Here is a 24,182-nt window from a genome sequence, read left to right on the forward strand (position 1 = left end):
CTCGGCAGAGGAGCCGGATGCCGAACTCCGGCCGCCGGTGCGACGCGCACCCACGCGCGGCAGCGCTGACTCAGCGCCCGGATGCCGTGCGCCGCGCCCCGCCGCGGGAAGCACGCCCCGCGGTGTGCGGCCCCGCATCCGGTCGAGTGTCCAAGACACGCGGTTGACGCCGCCCGGATGCCGCGTGTCTTGGACACTCGGCAGAGTCAGGACGCACCGGGGTCGACCGCACTCCGGGCGCGCACCCCCAGGCCCGCACCCCCGAACCAGCACCCCCGGCCCGCACCTCCTGGCCCGCACCCCCGGGCCGACCCTCGGGCCCGACCCCGGGTCAGGCGCCGGCGGTGAGCCAGGCGGCGCCGCGGACGCGCCAGCCGAGGGTCGCGAGGCGGGCGAGCATGTAGACGCCGAAGAAGCAGACGGCGAGCCACATGAGGCCGGCGGCTCCGACGGGCTGCAGCCACCACACGATCAGGAGTGCGGGGAGGTACGGCACGAGGTTGAGCACGCCGGCCACCGCGAGGTACTTGGCGTCGCCGGCGCCGATCAGCACCCCGTCGAGCACGAACACGACCCCGCAAATCGGCTGCGCGACGGCGAGCACCAGAAGCGCCGGTTGGATGAGCGCCGCCACGGCCGGGTCGCCGGTGAACAGCAGGCCGAGCACCCCCGAGAGGGCGGCGACGAGGCCGCCCACGATCACCCCGAACCACACGCCCCACGCGACGGTGCGGCCGAGCACCCGCCGCACGAACGGCTCGTCGCCGGCGCCGAGTCCGCGGCCGATGAGTGCCTGCGCGGCGATGGCGAGGGCATCGAGGGCGAAGGCCGCCGTCGAGAACATCGTGAACGCGACCTGCCATCCGGCCAGCTCGGTCGTGCCGAGCCCGGTGGCCACGGCGACGGTGATCAGCAGCGCCACCCGCAGCGACACGGTGCGCAGGAACAGCCACCCGCCCGACCGGGCCGATCCGCGCAGCCCGTCTCTGCGGGGGAGGACGGATGCCGCGTGGCGCCGCGCCAGCCGGCCCACGACGATCACGTAGGCGGCGACCATCCCCCATTGCGCGAGCACGGTGCCGAACGCCGACCCGGCGATGCCCCAGCCGAACCCGTAGATGAACAGCGCGTTGAAGACGATGTTGGCCCCGAAGCCGGCCCCGGCGATCCACAGCGGCGTGACGGTGTCCTGCATGCCGCGCAGGAGTCCCGTGGCGGCGAAGACGATGAGCATCGCCGGCAGCCCCCACATCGACAGCGACAGGTAGATCTCGGCCTGCTCGGTGACCTCGGGCGCCGCCCCGAACAGCGCGACCACCGGCGGGGTCAGCCACGAGCCGAGCACCGCCAGCACCGCCCCGAGTCCGAGTGCCAGCCACAGTCCGTCGATGCCCGCCGACACGGCATCCCCGTGCGCGCCGGCCCCGAACCGCCGCGCGACGGCGGGCGTTGTCGAGTAGGCGAGGAACACCATCAGCCCGACGATCGTCTGCAGCACAGCCGAGGCGATGCCGAGCCCCGCCAGCGGCACGACGCCCAGGTGCCCGATCATCGCGGCATCCGCGATGAGGAACAACGGCTCGGCCACCAGCGCGCCGAGAGCGGGGACCGCCAGCCGCAGGATCTCGCGGTTGAGGGTGGGCGCAGCCATGCCACGAGCCTAGGGGCCGCCCGCGACACCGCCGCGCGCCCCCGCCCCGCAACCCGCCACCCCGCGGCCAGAACCCCGCCAGACCCCGCCGGGACCCCGCCGAACCCCACCCGCCCCGCCACCCCACCAGAACCCCACCCGCCCGGCCACCCCCCATATACCCCCGGCATCCGCGTCCCGACCCCCGCCGCCCTCGGGCTAGCGTGGAGGGATGGCACGGCCCGGCATCCTCTCGCGACTGCCGCTGCTGCGCCTGCACGCGCGCCAGCCGGTGTGGCTGCGTGCCGGGCTCGCGGTGCTGTCGCTGGTGCTGGGCGCGGTCACCGTGATCCGCCCGACGACCGCGCTCGACCTGCTGGCCGTGCTGCTGGGCGTCGGCATGATCCTCACCGGCGTGCTCGAGCTCACCGGCCGTGCCGACGATGATGCGGATGCCGACGCCACCGGCACCCGTCCGTGGTGGATGGTGGTCGTCGCCCTCGCGTGGGCCGCGGGCGGGGTGTTCGTGCTGCTGTGGCCCGGGTTGACCGTGCGGGCGCTGGCGGTGGTCGTCGGCATCCTGCTGCTCATCAGCGGCGCGCTGGGCGTGATCGGCGCCTTCCGCCGCGGCAGCGGCTGGGATGCGCGCATCGCCGACGCCGCCTTCGGGTCGAGCGGCCTCATCTTCGGCGTGCTCGCGCTGTTCTGGCCCGACATCACCCTGCTGGTGGTGGCGGTCGTGTTCGGCGCGTCGCTGATCATGCGCGGCGCGGCCGACCTCTGGACGCTGCTGCGCCGCCGTCGCGACCGCCGTTCCCGGTCGGATGCCGCCCCCCGCCGCCGCTGGGGGCGCACGGTGCTCGCGCTGGGGTCGCTGGGGCTGGCGGTGGCGGTGGCGGTGGTCACCACGCCGATGCGCGAGGGCTCCACCGTCGTCGACTCGTTCTATGCCGCGCCCCGAGAGATCCCCGCCACCCCGGGCCACCTCGTGCGCGCGGAGGAGTTCACCCGCACGGTGCCCGCCGGCGCGAAGGGCTGGCGCATCCTCTACACGACCACCGGGATGGACGGCGAGGTGCGGGTCGCGAGCGCCCTGGTGGTCGTGCCGCTCGGCGCCGAGCGCGGGCAGCGATGGCCGGTCGTGGACTGGAACCACGGCACCACCGGCTTCGCGGAGCACTGCGCGCCGTCGCTGCAGGAGCGGCCGTTCTGGTCGGGCGGAATGTACATCCTCTCCAAGGTCATCGCGCAGGGGTGGGCGATGGTCGCGCCCGACTACATCGGGCTCGGCACCCAGGGCCCCCACCCCTATCTGATCGGCGAGCCCAGCGCCCACGCGTCGCTGGATGCCGTGCGTGCCGCGTGGGAGCTCACCGAGGCGCAGCTGAGCCGCAACACCGTCGTGTGGGGTCACTCGCAGGGCGGTGCGGCGGCGCTGTGGACCGGCGCGCTCGGCGACGCCTACGCCCCGCGGGTGCCGGTGCGCGGCGTGGCCGCCCTCGCCCCGGCAAGCGACCCGCCGAGCCTGGTCGAGGGGGTCACCGAGATCACCGGCGGCAGCATCTTCGCGTCGTTCGCGTTCGAGTCGTTCTCGTCGATCTACCCCGACGTCACCTACGCCGACTACATCCGCCCCGGCGCGCAGACCGTGGTGCGGGCGATGGCCCAGCGCTGCCTCACCGACCCGGGGACGGTGCTGTCGGTGCTCGCGGCGGTGGGCATGAGCACCGACCCCGACATCTTCTCGCAAGACCCCACGACGGGTCCCCTGGGGGCGCGCCTGCGCGGCAACACGCCCCCGACCGACATCGGCGTGCCGATGTTCGTCGGCCAGGGCGGTGCCGACTCCGTCGTGCCGGTGCACACGCAGGACGGCTACGTCGAGCGCCTCTGCCGCGCCGGGCAGACCGTCGACTACCGCGTCTACGCCGGCTTCGAGCACGCGCAGGTGGTCGAGGGGTACTCGCCGCTGGTGGCCGACCTGCTCGCGTGGACGAAGGCGCGGTTCGAAGGGCGACCGGCGGATGCCGGGTGTCAGCGCTCCGACCTCTGATCATCCCTTCGCAGGGTCCCGGTCATAGGCCCGGCGACTATCCTCGTTCCCATGACCGACGCCCCCCGCTCCGGCATCCAGCTCGACGAGCTCGACGCCGCCATCCGCCCGCAGGACGACCTCTTCCGGCACGTGAACGGCTCGTGGATCGACCGCACCGAGATCCCCTCCGACAAGGCGCGGTGGGGGTCGTTCCATCTCATCGCCGAGCAGGCCGAGAAAGACGTGCACGTCATCATCGAGGAGGCGCAGTCGGCGGAGCCGGGCACCGAGGAGCGCAAGATCGGCGACCTCTTCGCGAGCTTCATGGACACTGACCGCATCGAGCGCCTCGGCGCCGAGCCGCTGCACGCGCAGCTGGCCGCGGCCGACGCGGTCGACTCGGTCCCCGCGCTGCTGCGCACCGTGGGCGCGCTCGAGCGCGAGGGTGTGGGCGGCCTGTTCGGCACCTACATCGAGCCCGACCCGGGCGCCCCGCAGCGCTACGTCGTCTTCTTCGTGCAGGGCGGCCTGTCGCTGCCCGACGAGAGCTACTACCGCCTCGAGAACTTCGCCGCCACCCGCACGGCGTTCCGCGGCTACGCCGCCACCATGCTGGGCCTGGCCGGCGTCGCCGACGCCGAGGCGCAGGCCGACCGCGTGCTCGCGCTCGAGACCGAGCTGGCCGCCTTCCACTGGGACAACGTGCGCAGCCGCGACGCCGTCGCCACCTACAACCTGATGACCTGGGATGCCGTCACCGAGCTCACCGGCCTCGACCTGGCGCCGTGGCGCGAGGCCGTGGCATCCGGTAGGGAAGACGGCTTCGCCGAGATCGACGTCAACCAGCCGAGCTTCTTCACCGGTCTGGGGTCGCTGCTGACCGAGGCGCGCCTCGAGGACTGGAAGGCGTGGCTGCGCCTGCACGTGGTGCGCGCGGCCGCCCCGTTCCTGTCGGAGGCGTTCGTCGACGCGAACTTCGCCTTCTACGGCACCGAGCTGACCGGTGTGCCGGTCAACCGCGAGCGCTGGAAGCGCGGCGTGGGCTTCGTCGAGGCCGCGATGGGCGAGGCCGTCGGCCGCGCCTACGTCGAGCGCCACTTCCCGCCGCGCGCCAAGGAGGAGATGGACGAGCTCGTCGGCAACCTCATCGAGGCCTACCGGCAGTCGATCTCGGCCCTGGAGTGGATGACCCCCGCCACCCGCGACCGCGCCCTCGAGAAGCTCGCCGCCTTCACCCCGAAGGTCGGCTACCCGGTGCGGTGGAAGGACTACTCGGCCCTCGAGGTCGAGCCCGGCGATCTGCTGGGCAACGTGCGCCGCGCCGGCGTCTGGGAGCACGAGCGCCAGCTGGCCAAGCTCGGCGCCCCCATCGACCGCGACGAGTGGTACATGACCCCGCAGACGGTCAACGCCTACTACAACCCGCTGATGAACGAGATCGTCTTCCCGGCCGCGATCCTGCAGTTCCCGTTCTTCGACCTCGAGCGCGACGCCGCCGCCAACTACGGCGGCATCGGCGCGGTGATCGGCCACGAGATCGGGCACGGCTTCGACGACCAGGGCAGCGCCTTCGACGGCACCGGCGCCCTGCACGACTGGTGGACCGACGACGACCGCGCCGCCTTCCAGCAGCGCACCAGCGCCCTCATCGCGCAGTTCGACCCGCTCGTGCCGCAGGGCCTCGACGAGCAGCACCACGTCAACGGGGCGCTCACCATCGGCGAGAACATCGGCGACCTGGGCGGGCTCGGCATCGCCCTGAAGGCCTACCGGCTGCACCTGGCCGCCGTCGGCGAGACCGGCGACGGCCCCGTGATCGACGGGCTCACCGGCATCCAGCGGCTGCTGCTGAGCTGGGCGCAGATCTGGCAGCAGAAGGGGCGCGACGCCGAGACGATCCGCCTCCTCACGATCGACCCGCACTCGCCCAACGAGTTCCGGTGCAACCAGATCGTGCGCAACCTCGACGAGTTCTACGCGGCGTTCGACGTGCGGTCGTCCGACGCGCTGTGGCTCGACCCCGGCGACCGCGTCACCATCTGGTGACAGCCCGCCGTCCGGCATCCGTCCCCGAGGAAGGAACCCCGTGAGCAGCGCCGAGCCGTCCGAATCGCGTCGCGCGCGTTCGCCGGAGCGTCCCAGCTCCCGCCGCTCCGGGGGCGGACGCCGCCGGCGCGCCGACGCCAGCCGGCGCACCTTCGCGCCCACGCTGAAGACCCTCGACGCACTCGCCTCGGCGGGGGCGCAGGTCTCGGTGCGGGTCACCGACCTCGACCGCGGCGACGTGGTGCTGGTCGGCGACGACCACCTCGTGCTGCCGGTGGGCGGCGTCGGCATCGTGCCGCTGCTGATCGAGGTGGCCGCGCAGGTGGATGCCGGCACCCTCGACCCGCTCGAGATCCTCGAGCGCTCGTCGGTCGAGCCGGTGACGGTCTCGGGGCTGTGGCACCACCTCAAGGCGCCCGCGCTGCCGGTGTGCGACATCGCCGTGCTCGCCGCCGCGTCCGGCGATGCGTCGGCGGCCAACGCCCTGCTGGCACGGGTGGGGCTGGATGCCGTGCGTGCGCGCATGGAGCAGGTCGGCCTCGTGCGCTCGGCGCTCATGGACCGCTTCCGCGACGTGCGCGGACCCGACGACGCCCCGCACGTCGCCCTGGGCTCGGCGGGGGAGCTGGCGACGGTGTTCGCGGCGCTCGTGAACTCCGAGCTCGTCTCGCCCGCTGTCAGCGCGCAGGTCTCGGAGTGGCTGAGCCTGAACCAGGACCTCTCGCTCGTGGCATCCGCCACCGGCCTCGACCCGTTCGCGCACGACGACGACCGCCACCAGGTGCTGTTCGTCAACAAGACCGGGCGCGCCGACGGGGTGCGCGCCGAGGCGGGCGTGCTCGCCGGTCCGCGCGCGGGTGTCGCCTACGCGCTCATCGTGTGCTTCGACGACCTGTCGGTCGCCCACCGGCTGCGCGCGCACGACGCGTTCCGCACCCTCGGCGTAGACCTCATGGAGTACGTGTTCTGACGCGGGCCGCGCCCGCGCGCCTCAGAAGACGATCGTGTGGTTGCCGTGGCGGATCACGCGGTCCTGCGCGTGCCACAGCACGGCGCGCGAGAGCACCTGGCGCTCCACATCGGCGCCGCGACGGGCCAGCTCGGCGACCGTGTCGGCGTGGGTCACGCGGATCGTGTCCTGCTCGATGATCGGGCCCTCGTCGAGGTCGGTCGTCACGTAGTGCGACGTCGCGCCGATGAGCTTCACGCCCCGCTGCTGCGCCTTCTTGTAGGGCTCGGCGCCGATGAAGGCGGGCAGGAACGAGTGGTGGATGTTGATCACCGGCACGCCCAGCTGGGTGAGGAAGTCCTCGGAGAGGATCTGCATGTAGCGGGCGAGCACCACGAAGTCGACGTTGCCGACGAGCAGCTTCAGCAGCTCCGCCTCCGACGCCGCCTTGTCGGGCCCCGACACCGACGGCACGTGGAAGAACGGCACCCCGAAGCTGCGCACGTCCTCGGCGGTGGTCGTGTGGTTGGAGATCACCATCGGGATCGTCACCGGCAGGTCGCCGCGGCGGTGGCGCCACAGCAGATCGAGCAGGCAGTGGTCCTGCTTGCTGGCGAGGATCGCCATGCGCTTGGGCACCGACTGGTCGGTCAGCGACCACTCCAGCTCGAAGTCGGCGAGCGTGCGCTCGATCTCCGCCTCGATCTCGGGCCGGTCGGCCGCGAAGTCGGGCCGGTGGAACACGACGCGCTGGAAGTAGTCGCCGCCGCGCGGGTCGTCGGAGTACTGGTCGAACGCGACGATGTTGCCGCCGATGCGCGTGATCATCGCCGAGACCGCCGCGATGATCCCGGGGCTGTCCTTGCCGTGCACGATCAGGCACGCGTGGGCAGGCAGGAGCGACGGGGAGTGCACGGTCATCCTTCGATTCTGCCGTGCTCGCGCCCCCGCCGCCGCCACCCGCGGCGCGGCGTCGGGCGGCCCGGGTGCGGGGTCGGACGCGGTGGCGGGCGTCGTGCCGGGCGTCCCGGGTGCGGTGTCGGGCGTCGTGTCGGGCATCCCCGACCTGTCGAGTGTCCAAGACACGCGGCATCCGGGCGGCGGATGCCGCGTGTTCTGGACACTCGGCCGTGGGTGGGGCGCCCGAAGCCGCGAACCCCGGGTCAGGCGCGGCGGGCGCCCTCGCCGAGGGCGGCGAGCTTGGCCCAGGCGATGTCGGGGTGGATGCGGCCGCCGAGGCCGCAGTCGGTCGAGGCGATCACGCGGTCGTCGCCCACGATGCCGGTGAAGCGGCGGATGCGCTGGGCGACCAGCTCGGGGTGCTCGACGACGTTGGTGGCGTGGCTGACGACGCCGGGCACGAGCACGAGGTCGTCGGGCACGGCGGCATCGGCCCACACGCCGAACTCGTGCTCGTGGCGCACGTTGCCGGCCTCGAACGAGACCGAGCCGACGCGGGCCTGCAGGATGACGGGGAGGATGTCCTGCAGGGCGACGTCGGTGGTGTGCGGGCCGTGCCACGAGCCCCAGCACAGGTGCAGGCGCACGAGCTCCTTGGGGAGCCCCTCGATGGCGTGGTTGATCGCGTCGACGCGGATGCGGGTGAAGGCCTGGTAGTCGGCGACCGACGGCTCCGGATTGATCTGGTCGAAGTTCTCGGCCAGCGACGGGTCGTCGAGCTGCACGATGAGCCCGGCGTCGGTGATGGCCTTGTACTCCTCGCGCAGCGCGTCGGCCCACGCGAAGATGTGCTCCTCGTCGGTGGCGTAGAAGTCGTTGCGCACGCGCGCGGCCGATCCGGGCGCGATCGCGGTGAGGAAGCCCTGCTCGCCCTCGCCGAGCGTGGCCTTCAGGTTGCGGATGTCGGATGCCACGGCATCCTGCCCGCGATAGGTGATCGCACCGGTGGTCGTGGGGAAGGCGGTGGCGCCGGCGCCCACCTCGACGGCCTCGGCGTAGACGGCGGGGAACAGCTGCCGGTCGCGGCGGTCGAGGAAGCTGGTGAGGCGCACGGCGCCGGGCTCGGAGCGCACGGGCGGCTCGTTGAAGGCGTTGACCTCGGTCAGCGACAGGCCGGCGGCGCGCTGGAACGAGTACGACCACCAGGCGCCGTAGTCGACGGCGTTGGACATGGCCTTGCCGAACTCGCCGTCGCCGACGAGGGTGATGCCGGCCTCGCGCTGGCGGGCGACGACGTCGGCGACGGCCTGCGCGGTGAGGTGGTCGAACTCGGGCGACGAGGTGAGGGTGAAGCCGTCGTCGTCGAAGGTGCGGGCCTTGTTGGCGTCGATGAGCGCGGCGGTGCGGGGCAGGCTGCCGGCGGTGGTGGTCGCAATGGACATGCGTCTCCTCCTGATGACGGGTCCGCCTGATGCGGACGAGGTGTCAGAAGGCTCTTGCAGCCGCGCGGGATGCGGTCTGCTCAAGGCGGAGGCTTCCGGTTTCCGAGCCGGTCGTCAGTCTAAGACGGGTGGTCGGCGCGGCCGGACCGCTGTCGGGGAATGTGACGCACCGCTACGCTCGACGCGACGACACCGTCGACCGCGTCCGAGAGGAGGCCGCACGCATGTGGCCTTTCCGCGCCAAGCCCAAGCCCGCTCCGACGCCCGTCCCCGATCCTCCGGCCGAGCCGGCCGACGCCGTGCCGAACCACCGCACCGCGTTCATCCTGCTCGCCCTCGGCGGCGCGGCGCTCGCGTCGTTCGGCATCGCCGCGATGGCATCGGTGTTCGCCGCGGCGTTCTTCGGACTCGTGCTGACGATCTGCGTCTACCCGGTGCGGCGCCGTCTGGAGTCGCGCGGGGTGCCCCGGGGGGTCGCCACGGTGGTGATCCTGCTGGCCGTCGTCGCGCTGCTGGGCTCGTTCATCGCCGCCCTCGTCATCTCGATCGGGCAGTTCCTCACCCTGCTGCCGCAGTACACCCCGCAGCTCGAGCAGTGGCTCACCGACGTCGGCGACTGGCTCGAGGGCTTCGGCATCGGGGCGACGCAGGTCGAGGCGATCCTCTCGTCGTTCCAGCCGTCGGCGCTCATCGGCTACCTCGGCAGCGTGGTGGGCAGTGCCGCCGGCCTGGTGTCGTCGGCGGTCGTGCTGCTGACGGTGCTGATCCTCATGGCGGCCGACTCGTCGTATGCCGCGACCATCACCGCGGGCATCACCGAGCGCCGGCCCGCCGTCGGCGGGGCCCTGCTCCGCTTCACCGACGGGGTGCGCCGCTACATGGTGGTCACCACCGCCCTCGGACTCGCCCAGGGCGCGATCAACTGGGCGGCGCTGGCGATCATGGGCATCCCGGGGGCCGCCCTGTGGGGCCTGCTGTCGTTCCTGTGCAGCTTCATCCCCAACATCGGCTACTTCATCGCGCTGGTGCCGCCGATCGTCTTCGGCGCGCTCACCGGCGGCTGGCCGCTCGTGGTGGCCGTGATCGTCGTCTACGGCGTCTTCAACGCGGTCATCCAGTCGGTCATCCAGCCGAAGGTGGTCGGCAACGCGGTCTCGCTCAGCCAGACGATCACGTTCGTCTCGGTGCTGTTCTGGGCGGTCGTGCTCGGCCCGATGGGCGCGATCCTCGCGGTGCCGCTCACACTGCTCGTGCGCATGATCCTCATCGACTCCGACCCGCGCACCGCGTGGATCCGGCCGGCCCTGGGCGAGGTCGACGGCGCCAAGCGGCAGATGGAGGCAGAGGATGCCGCGGCCAAGATGGCCCGTCGCGTGCGCCGCGAGCAGCGCCGAGACGACCGGATGCCGCCGCCCGCGGCGCGCGGCTAGCGCACGCCCTCCACGAGCTAGCGCACGCCCTTCATGAGCTTCAGCACCGGCTTGACGCTCAGCAGCAGCCCGACGCCGACGAGGATGGCGATCGCCCCGAGGATCGAGAAGTAGGGCACCTCGTTGGTGGGGTCGTAGTACCCGGCGAGCCAGCCCGAGATGGCCGAGCCCAGCGACACCGAGAGGAAGAACAGCGCCACCATCTGCGTGTGGAACGCGGCGGGGGCGAGCTTGGTGGCCACCGAGAGCCCGACCGGCGAGAGCAGCAGCTCGGCGATCGTGAACACCAGGATGATGCCGACCATCGCCAGCAGCGGGGTGGAGTCGGCGCCGCCGTCGGCGAACGGCAGGAACAGCAGGAACGCGACGCCCATGATGATCACGCCGAGTCCGAACTTCACCGGCGTCGAGGGCTGGCGGGGGCCGAGGCGGGTCCACAGCGCCGCGAACACGCCCGACAGGATGATGATGAACACCGGGTTGATCGACTGCACCCAGTCGGGCGGCATCTGCCAGCCGAAGATGTCGAGGTCGAGCTTCTTCTGGGCGTACAGCGGCACCACGGTGAACTGCTGCTGGTACAGCGACCAGAACGCCACGCTCGTGATGAACAGCGGGATGAAGCCGAGCACGCGGGAGCGCTCGTCGCCGTCGATGCGCCGCGACGAGAGGATGACGGCGAAGTAGGCGATCGTCGCGGCGATCACGGTGATGATCACCACGAGCGACAGGTTGTCGGCGCGGATAACGCCCACGAGCACCAGCAGCACGATGACGGCGATCGCCGCGACGCCGACGACGCCCACCAGCGGGTAGCGGCGGCGCGGCAGCGGGTTGGGCACGGCGCGGGCCTCGGCGGGCAGGTCGCGGCGGCCGAACGAGTACTGCAGCAGGCCCAGGCCCATGCCGACGGCGGCGGCGCCGAACGCCCAGTGGAACCCGGCGTTGGTGCGCAGCCACCCGGTGACGAGGGGGCCGAGGAAGGCGCCGAGGTTGATGCCCAGGTAGAACAGCGAGAAGCCGGCATCCCGACGGCTGTCGCCGGGGGCGTAGAGGGTGCCGACCACCGAGGTCGCGTTGGCCTTGAGGCCACCCGATCCCACGGCGACGAGGATGAGGCCCACGGCCACCCCGAACCCGCCGGGGAGCAGGGCCAGCGCGATGTGCCCGGCCATGATGACGATCGCGCTGATGAACAGCGTGCGCTCCGAGCCGAGCAGGCGGTCGGCGACCCAGGCGCCGAGGATCGTGGCGAGGTAGACCGCGCCGCCGTAGGCGCCGACGATGCCCACCGCCGTGCTCTCGGGGATGCCGAGGCCGCCCTCCGACACCGAGAAGTAGAGGTAGTAGACCATGACGATCTGCATGCCGTAGAAGCTGAAACGCTCCCACGCCTCGACGCCGAACACGTGCGCCAGCGCCCACGGCTGGCCGAAGAACCGGGTGTCGCTCGAACCGTGCGCGGCGCCGGCGCCGGGGTCGGTCATCGCCGCCCGCGGCGGCGTCGTCGGTTCGGACGGGGTCTGCTCGCTCATCCTTGAACGCTAGCGCCGACCGTCGCGCCCTGTCTCCCCGGGCACCGGAAGAACGCGGTCACGGCATCGACGGGTGCGCCTCGTGCGGGTCGCGGCGGCGGGGGATGAACAGCGCGACGACCAGGGCCACCAGCGCCGCGGCCAGTCCCAGCACGAACGACAGCTGGAACCCGGATGCCGACGGCACCGGCATCCCGTCGATCTCGATCGTGTGGGTGGCCAGCACCGCCGCGATCACCGCCGCCGCGGTGCTGGTGCCCAGCGACCGGAACAGGGCGTTGAGGCCGTTCGAGGCACCCGTCTCGGTCTGCGGGACCGAGCGCATGATGAGCATGGGCATCGCCGCGTAGCCGAAGCCGATGCCCACGCCGATGATCAGGTTCGCCACCACCAGCTGCCAGACGTGCGACGAGAACAGCAGCGTGAAGCCGTAGGCGGCCACCAGCGCGATCGCGCCGAGCACCAGCAGCAGCTGGGGGCCGACGGTGCGCGACAGGCGCCCCGAGAACGGCGAGAGCACCATCATCACCAGGCCCGCGGGCATGACAACCAGGCTCGCGCCCAGCAGCGACAGGCCGAAGCCGCCGGTCTCGACGGGCAGCTCGAGCATCTGGGGGTAGACGACGTTGGAGCCGAACAGCGAGAAGCCCATCGCGATCGAGGCGATGTTGGTCAGCAGCACCGCGGGGCGCGCCGCCACGCGCAGGTCGAGCAGCGGCTCGGCGATGCGCAGCTCGTACCAGCCCCACACCAGCAGCACCACGAGGCCGCCGATGCCGCACAGCAGCACGGGGGTGGAGGTCCAGCCCCACTCGTTGCCGCGCGAGATCGCCAGCAGCACGCCGATGAGGCCGACCGCCAGTCCCGCCGCGCCCACGAAGTCGAAGCGGCCGGGGGTGCGCAGCACGCTCACCGGCACGATCCAGGCGACCAGCGCGAACACGATCACCCCGAGCCCGCCCGACACCCAGAACAGCACGTGCCAGTCGCTGCGCTCGGTGATGAGGGCGCTGATCGGCATGCCGAGCGCGCCGCCCACGCCGAGGGTCGCACTGATGAGCGCGATGGCCGAGTCGACGCGGTCTTCGTGCAGCACGTCGCGCAGGATCGAGATGCCGAGCGGGATGACGCCGGTGACCGCGCCCTGCAGGGTGCGCCCGACGATCACCCCGATGATGCCGGTGGAGAGGGCGGCGATCACCGAGCCCGCCACCAGCAGGGCGAGCAGCACCAGCACGATGCGGCGCTTGCCGTACATGTCGCCCAGACGCCCCGCGATCGGGGTCATCACGGCGGCGGCCAGCAGGGTCGAGGTCACCACCCAGGCGGTGTCTTCGCGGCTGGCATCCAGCAGCTCGGGAAGCTTCGACTGGATGGGCACGACCAGCGTGAACATGAACGACGAGGCGAGACCGGCGATGGCCAGCACCGCGACGATGGCGCCCTGCGGCGGCATCCGGGTCAGCCGCCGACGTTCGTCATCCTCGTTTCCGCGCATCGGATCAGGCTATCGGCGCGGGAGCGCCCCGGGGTCGGCGGGGTACGGTGTGGGCATGGCCGACATCGACGACGCGACCCCGCCGCACGGCATCGAGATCCGCCCGCTCGAGACCGTCGAGCAGGTCTTCGCCGCCTGCGACGTGCTGTCGCAGGTGTGGGGCGGCGATCGCACCGGCATGCCCCCGAACCTGCTGCGCGCGCTCGCCCACTCCGGCAACTACGCCGTGGGGCTCTACGTCACCGGCGACGACGGCGTCGAGCGGATCATCGGCGCCTCGGTCGCCTTCTTCGCCGCCCCCGCCAGCCGCTCGATGCACTCGCACATCACCGGCGTGCTCGCCCCCTACCGCTCGCAGGGGCTCGGCCGTGTGCTCAAGGCCCACCAGCGCCGCTGGGCGTTCGCCCGCGACGTCGGGCACATCACCTGGACCTTCGACCCGCTCGTGGCGCGCAACGCCCACTTCAACACCCGCGTGCTCGGCGCGCGCATCACCGACTACCTCGTCGACCACTATGGCGCCATGGACGACGGCGTCAACCGCGGCGACGAGTCGGACCGGCTCATGGTGTCGTGGGCGCTCGCCGCCCCGGCATCCGCGCCCCGCGAAGCCGATGTGGTGACCTCGGTGGCCGTGCCGCACGACATCGAGGCGCTGCGCCGCGACGACCCCGCCGAGGCGCTGGAATGGCGCTACCGCGTGCGCGACGCGTTCGGCGGCCTGCTGTCGGACGGGTTCGTCGTCGGCGGCTTCGACGACGAGCGCGGGTATCTGTTCGTGCGGCCGTGACGGCTGAGGGCCTGTGACGGGTGCGGCCGTGACGGCGGTGACTCGTGTCGCCGGGGGCTGTCACGCCCGGGGCTCGTGACGGGCGCCGGTCGTCCGTCGTAGCCTGACCGCATGCCCATCGCCCGCGCCGCCGCCCCCGTCACCCTCGAGGCGATCGAGCTGCGGGTGCTGCAGATCCCGCTCGTCGCGCCGTTCACCACGTCGTTCGGCACCGAGACGGTGCGCGAGGTCATCATCGTGCGCGCCCGCACCGCCGCCGGCGACGGCTGGGGCGAGATCGTCACCCAGCACGCGCCGCTCTACTCCAGCGAATACACGCAGGGCGCGTGGGACGTCGCCGAGCGAATCCTCGCGCCGGCCCTACTGGATGCCGGGAGCATCGCCCCCGCGCAGGTGGCGCCGCTGCTCGCACCCTTCGTCGGCCACCGGATGGCCAAGGCGGGCCTCGAACTCGCGGTGCTCGACGCCGCGCTGCGCGCCGAAGGGCGGGGCTTCGGCGCTTACCTCGGCGCCGTGCACGACCGTGTGCCCAGCGGCGTGAGCGTCGGCATCCAGCGCGACGAGGCGGCGCTCGTCGACACCGTCGGCGGCTATCTCGATGCGGGCTACGTGCGCATCAAGATCAAGATCAAGCCCGGGCGCGACATCGGCGACACCGCCGCGGTGCGCGCCGCGTTCGGGGCGATCCCGCTGCAGGTCGACGCGAACTCCGCCTACACGCTCGCCGACGCCGACACCCTCGCCGAGCTCGACCGGTTCGACCTGCTGCTCATCGAGCAGCCGCTGCAGGAAGACGACCTCGTCGACCATGCCGCCCTCGCCCGGGCGCTGCGCACCCCCGTCTGCCTCGACGAGTCGATCACCTCGCACAAGGCCGCCGCCGACGCGCTCGCCCTCGGCGCGGCATCCGTCATCAACATCAAGGCCGGGCGGGTCGGCGGCTACCTCGAAGCCGTGCGCATCCACGACCTGTGCGCGCAGGCCGGTGTGCCGGTGTGGTGCGGCGGCATGCTCGAGACCGGCATTGGCCGCGCCGCCAACGCGGCCCTGGCGGCCCTGCCCGGATTCACGCTGCCCGGCGACGTCTCGGCATCCGACCGGTTCTACCACCGCGACATCGTCACCGAGCCGATGGTGCTCGAAGACGGCCACGTGCGCGTGCCGACCGGCCCGGGTCTCGGCGTCGAGATCGACCACGACGCCCTCGAGGCGTTCACCGTCGCCCGCGCCGAGCTGCGCCGCTGAGGCCGGTGGCGCGGGGGCGCGCCGGCGGGCGGCTCGCTAGCGTGGGGGCATGGACCGCACGCCCCACCGCCGCGACGACGGCGAGCTGCTCGGCTGGATCCGCGCCGAGGGGGACGGCTGGGTCGCGATCGACCTGCTCGGGCGCGAGGTGACCGGCGGCGTGGAGTGGCTCGACGCCGAGGCCGCGCTCGAGCGGCACGGCATCGCCTACCTCGCCGACCCGTGGATGCTCGAGGGTGACGGCGCGCCGCTGCGCGTGCGGCTGGTCGAGGTCACGCCCGCGCGCATCGTGGTCAAGGCCGACGACTTCGGCGACATCACGCGGGCGGCGCCGCTGATCGAGCTGCCGTGGCCGCTGCCGGCGCGGCTGCGCCCGCCGCGGGACGGCGACCCCGACGCGTTCACGGTCAGCCGCGACTGACCGCCGCGCGCAGGCGCGCGAGATCGGCATCGGCGAACGCCGCGCGGGGCAGGATCGCCACCGCGCCGCGCGCCGTCGTCAGCCGCAGGAACACCGCGCTCGCGCTCACGTCCACACGTCGCACCGCCGACACCTGCATCTCGCTGCGCCCCATCGCGCTCGACATCGCGAGCATCTGGCCGTCGCATCCGGCCCAGAAGGTCGACCCCGGCGGGAACGCGCGCGCGACCGATGAGCGCGTGAGGCCGTAGACGAGCGCGGCGATCACGGCCAGCAGCACGAGCCAGAGACCGACCATCACGACCCCGAACGGGTCGCCGGTGGCCACTGTCAGCACGACCGCCCCCGCCGTCAGCACGCCGGCGACCACCCACAGCGCGATCCACAGCGGACGCGTGAGCGTCCACGACGTGTACTCCCGCGCGAGCCGCCCCGCCAGCCCCGCATCCGCCACCGCCCCGCCGGCCGTCGCCCCGTCGGTCGGCTGCGCCCCGCCGGGTGCCGCAGGCGCTACGGGCGGCTGCGCCGCGTCGGCCGGCTGTGCCGCGTCGGGCGGCTGCGCCGTGTCGGCCGTCGCACGCGGCTCGGTACCCGGCGCAGGCGTCGCGGGCGCGGTGGGCTCGGGCTCCGGTGCGAAGGGCGTCTGGTCCATCCCGGGCAGTATGCCAGACCTCCCCGCCCGCGAAACTCCTCCAATCCGGCCGCCCCGCGCCCCGATCTGGCTGGTTCGCGGCCCTGCGGGCTCGATGTGGAGGAGTTTCGCGGCGCCGGGGAGGCACGACCCCACAACCCCCGGGTGTCGAGCTCGGGCGACCCGCAGCCGTGGGCCCGCGAGGGCCCCGACCTTCCCGCCCGCGAAACTCCTCCAATCCGGCCGCCCCGCGCCCCGATCTGGCTGGTTCGCCACCCTTCTGACTCGAACTGGAGGAGTTTCGCGGGGCCGAAGGGCCGAAGCCGCGGTCCCGGCTCGCGAGGAGGCGGGACAGCCGGCTCCAGGGCTGCGGGGCTGCGGGGCGCGGCGGGGCGCGGGTAGCGTGACGGCATGCCCGGGGTGGTTCGCGAAACTCCTCCGATCCGTGTGCGAAAGGACCGGATCGGGGCGGTTCGTGGGGCGACGGGGCCGAAGTGGAGGAGTTTCGCGGGGGTGGTGGCCGTGGGGCTGCTGCTCGCGGGGTGCGCGGCGACCCCGGCGGACTCGGCCGCGGCGGCGCGGGAGCTGCCGGCGGGGATGAGTGCGGAGCTGATCCAGCTGCGGTCGGACGTCGCGGCGCGGCAGGCGGAGGTGCGGATCGTGAACGGCACGGGGGAGCCGATCGAGGTGGGCGCGGTCTCGGTGGCCGACCCGCGGTTCCGCGCGCCGGCGGAGCGCGTGGTGGACCGCACGTCGACCCTCGCGCCGGGGGCCACGGTCGATGTGCGCGTGCAGCTGGGCGCGGCCGCCTGCGGGGTGGCTGCGGAGCCGGCCGCGACGCTCACCCTGCGCGGCGCGCGGGGGGACGAGCCGTTCGCGGCGGTCGTGCCGATCGCCGAGGCCATTCCGTTCCTCGCGGCCCTGCACGAGCGCGAGTGCGTGCAGGAGGGGGCGGAGCGCTCGGCCGACATCGCGCTCGGCGTCTTCACCCCGTCGGATGCCGGGGCGCCCGCGGCGCTGGAGCTCCAGGTCGCCCCGCGCCCGGGCGACGGGGTGCTGCGCATCACGGGCATCCGCGAGACGAACCTGCTCACCTTCGACGGGGTCGTCGGCGGCGCGCTGGCTCTCGACATCGATCAGACCGGCGCCGACCGTTCCGCGCAGTCGGTGTCGCTGCCGCTGCGGCCCGCGCGCTGCGATCCGCACGCGGTGCTGGAGGACAAGCGGGGCACGGTGTTCCGGCTGCTCGTCGAGGTCGACGGCGTCGCGGGCTCGTTCGACCTCGCCGCCTCGCCGGAGCTGCGGGGCGAGCTGCTGGGCTGGGTCGCCCGGTGGTGCGGCTACGGGTCCTGATCCCTGACCCCACGCTCAGAAACCGCCCTCCAGACGCACCGGAGCCCGCAGGGGCTGACCCCCGCGGGCTCCGTCGTCGTGCGAGGGCTCAGCCCTCGGCGTGCTCGCCCGCGTCCGGAGACGCGGCGGTGGCCGCCGCCGGCGCGGCCGAGAACGGCGCGGTCGCCGCCTTGCCGCCGGTCGAGGCCGCGTGCTCGGGGGCGAGGCCCTGGGCGATGCCGCGGCCGGTGGCCTGGCCCTGGATGATCGCGCGCAGGTCGATGCCGGTGGTGGCCTCGACGGCGTCGAAGGTGGCGCGCAGCCCCGAGGCCTGCTCGGCGGCGATGTGCGACGAGGCGCCCTGGCCACCGAGCACGGTGATCGATCCGACGTTGTCGAAGCCGCGGGCGAACTCGGTCATCATCGGCACGAGGGTCTCGATGGCCCGCTGGGCCAGCAGCGCCTGCTGGTTCTGCGCGAGCGCCTCGGCCTCGGCGGAGATCGCCTCGGCGCGGGCCTCACCGGCCAGGCGCACGGCGTCGGCCTCGGCCTGCGCGCGCAGGCGGGTGGCGTCGGCCTCCTGCGCGGCGATCTGCGCGCGCGCCTCGGCGGCCTTGACCTGGGCGTAGGCGTCACCGTCGGCGTTGCGCTGACGCTGGTAGAGGTCGGCGTCGGCCACCTTCTTGATGTCGGCGTCGAGCTGGGCCTGGCGGTTCTCGGCGGCCTGCAGCAGCACGTCCTGCTCGCGCTGGGCGCGGGCGAGGGCCTCGGCCTGCTCGGCCTCGGCGCGGGCACGGCCGACCTCGGCGGAGGCGGCGGCGCTGTTCTTGTCGAACGCGGTCTGCTCGATCAGGGTCGCCTCGTCGGTGGCGATCTGACGGGCCTTCACCTCACGGGCCGCGTTGATGCGGGCGACCTCGGCCTCGCGGCGCACGCGCTCGACCTCGGTGGCGCCGAGGGCGTCGATGTAGCCGTTCTTGTCGGTGACGCCCTGGATCTGGAACGAGTCGAGGATGAGGCCCTGCGAGAGAAGGTCGCTCTTGATGCCCTCGGCGATCTGGTCCGACAGCTTCTGCCGGTCGTTCATCAGCTGCTCGACGGTCAGCGTCGCCACGACGCCGCGCAGCGCGCCTTCGAGCTGCTCGGTGGTGAACTGCTCGATCGCGCCGTCCTGCGAGAGGAAGCGCTCGGCGGCGCGGCGCACGAGCTCGGGGTCGGAGCCGATCTTCACGAGCGCGACGCCGCTGACGTTCACGGTGACACCCGTCGACGACTGCGCCGTCGGCTCCATCTTGATCTGGCGAGCGCGCAGCGAGATCATCTCGGCGCGCTGGGTGAGGGGGTTCACGAGTGCGCCGCCGCCGGTGATCACCGAGATGCGCGACGATTCGCCCGAGGCGTTCTTCTGGTTCTTTCCGACGATCACGAGGGCCTGGTCGGCCTTGGCGACCTTGTACCAGGCGCGCACCACGATCAGCACGATGATCAGGACGACGATCAGCGCGACCACGCCGATCCCGATCAGAACGAACAATCCTCCGGCAGCGAACGGATCCACGATGTCTTCTCCAGTCAGTGAGCAGGCGTGGTTCGAACGTATCGTGTCGCCCCCTCCCGGCGGCAAACCCGGCACGGACGCGGCCGCCGTATGACGGCGGACAGGTGACGCGGCGCACCCCCGGGCCCTACTGTGTACCCGTGACCACGCCTCCTCCGCAGCCCCCGCAGCCGCCGTACGGCGGCGCCGGGCCTGCCTCGCAGCCCCTCAGCCCGTCCGACGAGAAGCTCTGGGCCACCCTGGTGCACGTCGGCGGCATCTTCTTCAACTTCCTCCCGGCGGTGATCGGCTACCTGATCCTCAAGGACCGCGGGCCGTTCGTGCGCGCGCACACCGCGACCGCGCTGAACTTCCAGATCACGATGGTGATCCTCGAGGTCATCGGCTGGATCCTCTCGATCATCCTCATCGGCCTCGTGCTCGTCGGCGCGGCCTACCTGCTGCGCCTGATCTTCTCGATCATCGCGGCCGTGAAGGCGAACCAGGGCGAGTGGTACACCTACCCGCTGGCCATCAAGTTCGTCAGCTGACCGGCGACTAGAATCGACGGATGCCGCCACGTGCGGCATCCGTCCCTTCTCGCGCGCTCGCGCATCCGACCATTGGAGCCACCGTGGCCGAGCAGTCCCGTCTCGACAAAGTCATCGCCCTCGCCCGTCACCGCGGGTTCGTGTTCCAGGCCGGTGAGATCTACGGCGGCTCGCGCTCGGCGTGGGACTACGGCCCCCTCGGCACGGAGCTGAAGGAGAACATCCGCCGCCAGTGGTGGCAGACGTTCGTGCGCGGTCGCGGCGACATGGTGGGCCTGGACTCGTCGGTCATCCTCCCCAAGCGCGTCTGGGAGGCCTCGGGCCACGTCGCCACCTTCACCGACCCGCTCGTGGAGTGCCTCAGCTGCCACAAGCGCTTCCGCGAAGACACCCTCATCGAGGACTTCGAGGCGCGCAAGGGCCGCAAGGCCGAGACGGGCCTGGCCGAGATCCCGTGCCCGAACTGCGGCACCAAGGGCCAGTACACCGAGCCCAAGGCCTTCTCGGGCCTCATCAAGACCTACCTCGGCGTCGTCGACGACGAGAGCGGCCTGTACTTCCTGCGCCCCGAGACCGCGCAGGGCATCTTCGTGAACTTCTCGAACGTGCTCACCGCGTCGCGCAAGAAGCCGCCGTTCGGCATCGGCCAGGTGGGCAAGGCGTTCCGCAACGAGATCACGCCCGGAAACTTCATCTTCCGCACGCGCGAGTTCGAGCAGATGGAGATCGAGTTCTTCACGCCGCCGACCGAGGCCCAGGAGTGGTTCGAGCACTGGGTCGCCGCGTGCTGGGACTGGTTCATCGACCTGGGCATCAACCCCGAGAACATGCGGCAGTTCGACGTGCCGAAGGAAGACCGCGCGCACTACTCCGCCGGCACCATCGACGTCGAGTACCGCTTCGGCTTCCCGGGCAAGGAGTGGGGCGAGCTCATGGGCATCGCCAACCGCACCGACTACGACCTGTCGAGCCACATCGAGGCGTCGGGCCAGAAGCTCACCTACTTCGACCAGGCGTCGGGCGAGACCTACGTGCCGTACGTCATCGAGCCCTCGTTCGGTCTGACGCGGTCGATGATGGCGTTCCTCGTCGACGCGTACCGCGAAGAGGAGGCGCCCAACGCCAAGGGCGGCACCGACACCCGCACGGTGCTCAAGCTCGACCCGCGGCTGGCTCCGGTGAAGGTGGCCGTGCTGCCGCTCAGCCGCAACGAGAACCTCTCGCCGCTGGCGCGCCGCGTCGCCGACGAGCTGCGCGGCAACGGCTGGAACATCGACTTCGACGACGCCGGCGCCATCGGCCGCCGCTACCGTCGTCAGGACGAGATCGGCACCCCGTACTGCGTCACGGTCGACTTCGACTCGCTCGACGACCAGGCCGTCACGGTGCGCGACCGCGACACCATGGCCCAGGAGCGCGTGCCGCTCGAGGGGCTCAGCACCTACCTGTCCGAGCGGCTGCGCGGCGCCTGACCCGTCCCCGGCGGATGCCGGCGTGAGCGGATGCCGCTGACACCCGGATGCCGCTGACACCCGGATGCCGGGACGTCGCGGCATCCGGGAGGCGCCGCCGTCAGTCGATGACGGTGAACTCGGCGTAGGCGCTGCCGCCGGCGATGACCTCGTCGTAGGCGCGCTGGATCAGCTCGCGCAGGGCGACGGGGTCGTTCTTGTCGAGGTCCTTCAGGTAGAGGCATCCCTTGCCGCGGGTGTGCGGTCCGAGCCGCGAGAGGGCGTTCTCCTGCGCCTGGACGTCGTCGAGCACGTAGAGCACGGCCGCGGTCTTGCGCGCCGCGAACCCGAGGATCGGCGAGAGGCCCTCGGTGCCGGTGGGGTAGGTGTAGCGGCAGGTGCCGAAGCCGACGATGCCGGCCGACCACATCTGCGGCTCGCGGCCCGACACCTCGCCCATCAGCGCGACGAGCGTGTCGGCGTCGCGGCGGCGCACGGCGGGGGTGACGTGCGCGAGGTGCTCGGCGACGCTCTGCCCGGTCTTGTCCATGCCCTCATCGTGGCACCGCCGCCCCTGCGACGACAGCACCCCGGCGACAGCACCCGACGACAGCCGGCGACAGCACCCGACCGGCTCAGGAAGCGGTGGCGCCCTTGGCCGCGGCCTTGGCGGCGCGCTTGTGCTCGCGCACCTTGGTGAGCGACTCGGGGGAGACGATGTCGGCGACGGAGCGGAACGACCCCTCCTCGCCGTAGGGGGCGCTCGCCTCGCGCCACCCGGCGCCGGTGAACCCGTACTGCTTGCCCAGCAGGGCCAGGAAGATGCGCGCCTTCTGCTCGCCGAACCCGGGCAGGGCCTTCAGTCGCTTCAGCACCGTCGGCCCGTCGGGGCCGGCATCGCCGTCGCCGCGCGTCCACAGGGCGGCCGCGTCGCCGTCCCAGTCGTCGACGAGCGCCTGACACAGCGCCTGCACGCGCGCGGCCATCGACCCGGGGAAGCGGTGCACGGCGGGCGTCTGCCGGAACAGCTCGGTGAACGCCTCGGGGTCGTAGCCCGCGACCTGCGCGGCATCCAGCCCGCCCGCGCGCTCGCGGATCTTCCACGGTCCGGTGAACGCGGTCTCCATCGCGATCTGCTGATCGAGCAGCATGCCCACCAGCAGCGCCAGCGGATCGTCGGTGAGCAGGGCGTCGGCCGCGTCGTCGCCGGTGATGTGCAGAGCCATGCGTCCATGGTCGCAGAGGTGGGGCGCACAGGTGGCGCCCCACCCGTGAATGCGAGGATGGATGCCATGGCCGAGACCGACCTGCTCTCCCGCGCCCGCGCCACCCGCGTGGTCGTCATCGGCGGCGGCATCGCCGGACTCGTCGCGGCGCGCGAATGCGCCCGGGTCGGCTTCACGGTGACGCTGCTCGAGGCATCCGATGCCCTCGGCGGGCAGATCGCCGCCGCCCACCTCGACGGCGTGCGCGTCGACGCCGTCGCCGACTCCTACGCCCCGGGCGTGCAGGGGCTCGTCGACGAGCTCGACCTCGGCGACCGGGTCGTGCCGCTGGCCGACCGCGCCGTGTGGATCTCGGGGCTGCCCGGTGCTGCGCCGGTGCCGGCCCAGGCGCTGGCGGGCATCCCCGCCAACGCGTGGGCCGACGACGTGCGCCGCATCATCGGCTGGGGCGGGGCGTGGCGCGCGTACCTCGACCGGCTCCGGCCGCCGCTGACCATCGGGCGGCAGAAGAACCTCGGCACGCTCGTGCGCAGTCGGCTGGGCGCGCGCGTGCTCGACCGGCTGGTCACCCCGCTCACCCGCGGTGTCTACGGCGTCGACCCGTCGCAGGTCGACGCCGATGCCGCCGTGCCGGGCCTCAGCACGGCACTGACCCGGCTCGGGTCGCTCTCGGGCGCGGTCGCCGACCTGCTGGTCGACGCTCCCGACACCACCCGCCGCTCGCTGCGCGGTGGCATGTCGGTGCTGGTCGATGCGCTCGCCGTCGACCTCGCTGCCCTCGCCGTCGACCTGCGCGTGGGCGCGCCCGCCGACCGACTCGAACGCGACGGCGAGGCGTGGCGGGTGCACGTGGCCGGCGACGAACCGCTCCCCGCCGACGTCGTGATCGTCGCGACCCCGCGCACGGCGGCCCTCGCGCTGCTCGACGCGGCCGGCGCCCCCGTGGCCGCCGACGACCCCGCCGTCCCGGCGCCGGCGGATGTCGTCACGCTGCTCGTCGCGTCCCGTGACCTCGATGCGGCTCCGCGCGGCGGGGCGGTGTACCCGGTGTCGGCCCAGGCTGCCTCCGTGCTGCACGCCGACGCGGCGTGGCCGTGGCTGGCCGAGGCGCTCGGCGGCGGTCGCCACCTGCTGCGCGTGCGGCTGCCGCGACCGGATGCCGCCGCCTCCGCCCCCGACGACGACGCCGTCATCGCGCTCGCGCTGGCCGAGGCGTCGGCGGCGCTCGGGGTGGCGCTGCCGCCGGGCGCGCTGCACGCCGCGCACCGCGTCGTCGTCGAGCCGGCCGCCCCGGCATCCGTGCTCGGTCACGCCGACACCGTCGCGGCGGTGCGCCGCAGCGTCGCGCGCACCCCGGGTCTGGCGGTCGTCGGCGCGTGGCTGGGCGGCGCCGGGATCGCTTCGACGGTGGCCGACGCGATCGCCGAAGCCGACCGCGTGCGGCATCGCGTGCTGTGGGCGAACGACTCCGGGCCGGATGTCAAGCCCCCGGCCCTCTAGATGCCGGAATCGGAATACGGCGTTACGCTAGAG

The 24,182-nt window shown here is 72.8% G+C and carries 20 protein-coding genes; 11 read left to right on the forward strand and 9 right to left on the reverse strand.

The window, feature by feature from the left end; all coding sequences use genetic code 11:
• Window positions 1–331: 331 nt before the first annotated feature.
• Window positions 332–1,651, reverse strand: a complete 1,320-nt coding sequence (locus N3K63_RS05105) for an MATE family efflux transporter (protein WP_261578907.1) — start codon at window positions 1,649–1,651, stop codon at window positions 332–334.
• A gap of 211 nt (window positions 1,652–1,862) precedes the next feature.
• Here N3K63_RS05105 and N3K63_RS05110 point away from each other — a divergent pair, with 211 nt between their 5' ends.
• Genes N3K63_RS05110 through N3K63_RS05120 form a run of 3 tightly spaced genes read left to right on the forward strand, consistent with a single transcriptional unit; the run spans window position 1,863 to window position 6,681 of the window.
• Window positions 1,863–3,683: a DUF308 domain-containing protein gene (locus N3K63_RS05110; protein WP_261578908.1), complete on the forward strand. Its 1,821-nt coding sequence runs from the start codon at window positions 1,863–1,865 to the stop codon at window positions 3,681–3,683.
• Between the two features lie 51 nt (window positions 3,684–3,734).
• Complete coding sequence (locus N3K63_RS05115; RefSeq protein ID WP_261578909.1) at window positions 3,735–5,711, forward strand: M13 family metallopeptidase; 1,977 nt, start codon at window positions 3,735–3,737, stop codon at window positions 5,709–5,711.
• A gap of 40 nt (window positions 5,712–5,751) precedes the next feature.
• Window positions 5,752–6,681 carry a class A beta-lactamase-related serine hydrolase gene (locus tag N3K63_RS05120; RefSeq protein WP_261578910.1) on the forward strand — a complete coding sequence of 310 codons (930 nt, stop codon included), beginning with the start codon at window positions 5,752–5,754 and terminating at the stop codon, window positions 6,679–6,681.
• Between the two features lie 21 nt (window positions 6,682–6,702).
• Here N3K63_RS05120 and purU read toward each other — a convergent pair whose 3' ends face one another.
• Window positions 6,703–7,581 (reverse strand): formyltetrahydrofolate deformylase, encoded by an 879-nt coding sequence (gene purU / locus N3K63_RS05125; protein ID WP_261578911.1) that lies wholly within the window; start codon window positions 7,579–7,581, stop codon window positions 6,703–6,705.
• 242 nt (window positions 7,582–7,823) lie between these two features.
• Window positions 7,824–9,002 carry a cobalamin-independent methionine synthase II family protein gene (locus tag N3K63_RS05130; protein WP_261578912.1) on the reverse strand — a complete coding sequence of 393 codons (1,179 nt, stop codon included), beginning with the start codon at window positions 9,000–9,002 and terminating at the stop codon, window positions 7,824–7,826.
• Between the two features lie 224 nt (window positions 9,003–9,226).
• Between N3K63_RS05130 and N3K63_RS05135 the strand changes: the two genes are divergently transcribed.
• Complete coding sequence (locus N3K63_RS05135; protein ID WP_261578913.1) at window positions 9,227–10,432, forward strand: AI-2E family transporter; 1,206 nt, start codon at window positions 9,227–9,229, stop codon at window positions 10,430–10,432.
• A 17-nt stretch (window positions 10,433–10,449) separates the two neighbouring features.
• Here the strand turns inward: N3K63_RS05135 and N3K63_RS05140 are convergent, their stop codons facing one another.
• Both N3K63_RS05140 and N3K63_RS05145 read right to left on the reverse strand, forming a co-directional pair.
• Window positions 10,450–11,919 (reverse strand): peptide MFS transporter, encoded by a 1,470-nt coding sequence (locus N3K63_RS05140; RefSeq protein WP_261579200.1) that lies wholly within the window; start codon window positions 11,917–11,919, stop codon window positions 10,450–10,452.
• A 106-nt stretch (window positions 11,920–12,025) separates the two neighbouring features.
• Window positions 12,026–13,423, reverse strand: a complete 1,398-nt coding sequence (locus tag N3K63_RS05145) for an MFS transporter (RefSeq protein WP_261579201.1) — start codon at window positions 13,421–13,423, stop codon at window positions 12,026–12,028.
• Window positions 13,424–13,520: 97 nt separating this feature from the next.
• Here N3K63_RS05145 and N3K63_RS05150 point away from each other — a divergent pair, with 97 nt between their 5' ends.
• The 3 genes from N3K63_RS05150 (at window position 13,521) to N3K63_RS05160 (ending at window position 15,921) form a co-directional block, all read left to right on the forward strand.
• Complete coding sequence (locus N3K63_RS05150; protein ID WP_261578914.1) at window positions 13,521–14,255, forward strand: GNAT family N-acetyltransferase; 735 nt, start codon at window positions 13,521–13,523, stop codon at window positions 14,253–14,255.
• Between the two features lie 111 nt (window positions 14,256–14,366).
• The gene (gene menC, locus N3K63_RS05155) at window positions 14,367–15,500 is read left to right on the forward strand and encodes an o-succinylbenzoate synthase (protein ID WP_261578915.1); all 1,134 of its coding nucleotides are present in this window, start codon (window positions 14,367–14,369) and stop codon (window positions 15,498–15,500) included.
• Window positions 15,501–15,549: 49 nt separating this feature from the next.
• The gene (locus N3K63_RS05160) at window positions 15,550–15,921 is read left to right on the forward strand and encodes a hypothetical protein (protein WP_261578916.1); all 372 of its coding nucleotides are present in this window, start codon (window positions 15,550–15,552) and stop codon (window positions 15,919–15,921) included.
• Here the strand turns inward: N3K63_RS05160 and N3K63_RS05165 are convergent.
• Window positions 15,908–16,573, reverse strand: a complete 666-nt coding sequence (locus N3K63_RS05165; protein ID WP_261578917.1) for a hypothetical protein — start codon at window positions 16,571–16,573, stop codon at window positions 15,908–15,910. The genes N3K63_RS05160 and N3K63_RS05165 overlap by 14 nt on opposite strands.
• A gap of 501 nt (window positions 16,574–17,074) precedes the next feature.
• On the opposite strand from N3K63_RS05165, the gene N3K63_RS05170 reads away from it, so the two are divergent.
• A complete protein-coding gene (locus tag N3K63_RS05170) occupies window positions 17,075–17,905 on the forward strand; it encodes a hypothetical protein (RefSeq protein ID WP_261578918.1) in 831 nt (276 codons plus the stop codon).
• Window positions 17,906–17,993: 88 nt separating this feature from the next.
• Here the strand turns inward: N3K63_RS05170 and N3K63_RS05175 are convergent, their stop codons facing one another.
• Window positions 17,994–19,442, reverse strand: coding sequence for an SPFH domain-containing protein (locus N3K63_RS05175; RefSeq protein ID WP_261578919.1), 1,449 nt, complete (start codon window positions 19,440–19,442; stop codon window positions 17,994–17,996).
• Window positions 19,443–19,582: 140 nt separating this feature from the next.
• On the opposite strand from N3K63_RS05175, the gene N3K63_RS05180 reads away from it, so the two are divergent.
• Complete coding sequence (locus tag N3K63_RS05180) at window positions 19,583–19,972, forward strand: DUF4870 domain-containing protein (RefSeq protein WP_261578920.1); 390 nt, start codon at window positions 19,583–19,585, stop codon at window positions 19,970–19,972.
• An 83-nt stretch (window positions 19,973–20,055) separates the two neighbouring features.
• Entirely contained in the window at window positions 20,056–21,444 is a 1,389-nt protein-coding gene (locus N3K63_RS05185) for a glycine--tRNA ligase (RefSeq protein ID WP_261579202.1), read from the forward strand.
• Between the two features lie 100 nt (window positions 21,445–21,544).
• Here the strand turns inward: N3K63_RS05185 and N3K63_RS05190 are convergent, their stop codons facing one another.
• Window positions 21,545–21,973, reverse strand: coding sequence for a DUF1801 domain-containing protein (locus N3K63_RS05190; RefSeq protein WP_261578921.1), 429 nt, complete (start codon window positions 21,971–21,973; stop codon window positions 21,545–21,547).
• 85 nt (window positions 21,974–22,058) lie between these two features.
• Window positions 22,059–22,649, reverse strand: a complete 591-nt coding sequence (locus N3K63_RS05195; RefSeq protein ID WP_261578922.1) for an HhH-GPD-type base excision DNA repair protein — start codon at window positions 22,647–22,649, stop codon at window positions 22,059–22,061.
• 66 nt (window positions 22,650–22,715) lie between these two features.
• Here N3K63_RS05195 and N3K63_RS05200 point away from each other — a divergent pair, with 66 nt between their 5' ends.
• Window positions 22,716–24,149: a protoporphyrinogen/coproporphyrinogen oxidase gene (locus tag N3K63_RS05200; RefSeq protein WP_315943081.1), complete on the forward strand. Its 1,434-nt coding sequence runs from the start codon at window positions 22,716–22,718 to the stop codon at window positions 24,147–24,149.
• The last annotated feature ends 33 nt before the right edge of the window (window positions 24,150–24,182 follow it).

Origin of the sequence: Microbacterium festucae (assembly GCF_025421715.1) — a bacterium.
GTDB classification, from domain to species: domain Bacteria; phylum Actinomycetota; class Actinomycetes; order Actinomycetales; family Microbacteriaceae; genus Microbacterium; species Microbacterium festucae.

Excerpts from the sequence above, each read along its gene's own strand:
- N3K63_RS05200 (WP_315943081.1), top strand. The coding sequence starts at position 22,716 with ATGGCCGAGACCGACCTGCTCTCCCGCGCCCGCGCCACCCGCGTGGTC.
- N3K63_RS05115 (WP_261578909.1), top strand. The coding sequence starts at position 3,735 with ATGACCGACGCCCCCCGCTCCGGCATCCAGCTCGACGAGCTCGACGCC.
- N3K63_RS05145 (WP_261579201.1), bottom strand. The coding sequence starts at position 13,423 with ATGCCGCCGCAGGGCGCCATCGTCGCGGTGCTGGCCATCGCCGGTCTC.
- N3K63_RS05190 (WP_261578921.1), bottom strand. The coding sequence starts at position 21,973 with ATGGACAAGACCGGGCAGAGCGTCGCCGAGCACCTCGCGCACGTCACC.
- N3K63_RS05135 (WP_261578913.1), top strand. The coding sequence starts at position 9,227 with ATGTGGCCTTTCCGCGCCAAGCCCAAGCCCGCTCCGACGCCCGTCCCC.
- N3K63_RS05165 (WP_261578917.1), bottom strand. The coding sequence starts at position 16,573 with ATGGACCAGACGCCCTTCGCACCGGAGCCCGAGCCCACCGCGCCCGCG.
- N3K63_RS05110 (WP_261578908.1), top strand. The coding sequence starts at position 1,863 with ATGGCACGGCCCGGCATCCTCTCGCGACTGCCGCTGCTGCGCCTGCAC.
- menC (WP_261578915.1), top strand. The coding sequence starts at position 14,367 with ATGCCCATCGCCCGCGCCGCCGCCCCCGTCACCCTCGAGGCGATCGAG.
- N3K63_RS05160 (WP_261578916.1), top strand. The coding sequence starts at position 15,550 with ATGGACCGCACGCCCCACCGCCGCGACGACGGCGAGCTGCTCGGCTGG.
- purU (WP_261578911.1), bottom strand. The coding sequence starts at position 7,581 with ATGACCGTGCACTCCCCGTCGCTCCTGCCTGCCCACGCGTGCCTGATC.
- N3K63_RS05195 (WP_261578922.1), bottom strand. The coding sequence starts at position 22,649 with ATGGCTCTGCACATCACCGGCGACGACGCGGCCGACGCCCTGCTCACC.
- N3K63_RS05140 (WP_261579200.1), bottom strand. The coding sequence starts at position 11,919 with ATGACCGACCCCGGCGCCGGCGCCGCGCACGGTTCGAGCGACACCCGG.
- N3K63_RS05150 (WP_261578914.1), top strand. The coding sequence starts at position 13,521 with ATGGCCGACATCGACGACGCGACCCCGCCGCACGGCATCGAGATCCGC.
- N3K63_RS05105 (WP_261578907.1), bottom strand. The coding sequence starts at position 1,651 with ATGGCTGCGCCCACCCTCAACCGCGAGATCCTGCGGCTGGCGGTCCCC.
- N3K63_RS05130 (WP_261578912.1), bottom strand. The coding sequence starts at position 9,002 with ATGTCCATTGCGACCACCACCGCCGGCAGCCTGCCCCGCACCGCCGCG.